This is a genomic window from Vibrio sp. MM46, from assembly GCF_027587135.1.
In the GTDB taxonomy this organism is placed as follows: domain Bacteria; phylum Pseudomonadota; class Gammaproteobacteria; order Enterobacterales; family Vibrionaceae; genus Vibrio; species Vibrio harveyi.
Genome location: NZ_JAPPTO010000105.1, coordinates 1 through 561, shown reverse-complemented (window position 1 = coordinate 561; position 561 = coordinate 1). Strand labels below are relative to the sequence as shown.

Below are 561 nucleotides of genomic sequence, written 5' to 3'. Positions count from 1 at the left end.
GGCGTTATGTGAATAGGAGATTCCAATGAACAAGGTAGTCAAAGATCGCTTTGATGAATACCCAGAAAATGCTCGTGTTAGGTTAGCGGAGCTACGAAATCTAGTCTTTCAAATAGCATCGGAGTTGGAACTTGGTGAAGTTGAAGAAACTCTAAAATGGGGTGAACCAAGCTACAGTGTAAAAACAGGCAGTCCGCTAAGAATGGACTGGAAACTCAAGTCTCCTAACAACTATTACCTTTTCTTTAATTGCCAAACCAAGCTCGTCGATACATTTCGGGAATTGTATGGTGAAGAACTGGTGTTTCAGGGAAATAGAGCAATAGTTCTGTCCTTATCGAAACCGATATCAGAAAGAGTGATTAAGTCCTGTTTAGAGTTGGCTTTAACCTATCAGCAGCGTAAAAACTTACCTCTTTTAGGCGCGTAATAAAATTCACATAACAATCTGTTTAAGAGTGATTCGCAACGCTTGGCATTTTTGCTATGCGTTGCGTTTAGTGTTTAAGGTGGTATGCGGCGGCATTGGTATTGCGTTGCTCACACCTTAACAGGGCGTTA

General features: G+C 41.2%; 1 protein-coding gene. It reads left to right on the top strand.

Features of this window, described 5'->3' with window-relative positions:
• Window positions 1–25: 25 nt before the first annotated feature.
• The gene (locus OH459_RS28130) at window positions 26–430 is read left to right on the top strand and encodes a DUF1801 domain-containing protein (protein WP_053053589.1); all 405 of its coding nucleotides are present in this window, start codon (window positions 26–28) and stop codon (window positions 428–430) included.
• Window positions 431–561: the final 131 nt, after the last annotated feature.

Coding starts and splice junctions, on each gene's coding strand:
- OH459_RS28130 (WP_053053589.1), top strand. CDS start 26: ATGAACAAGGTAGTCAAAGATCGCTTTGATGAATACCCAGAAAATGCT.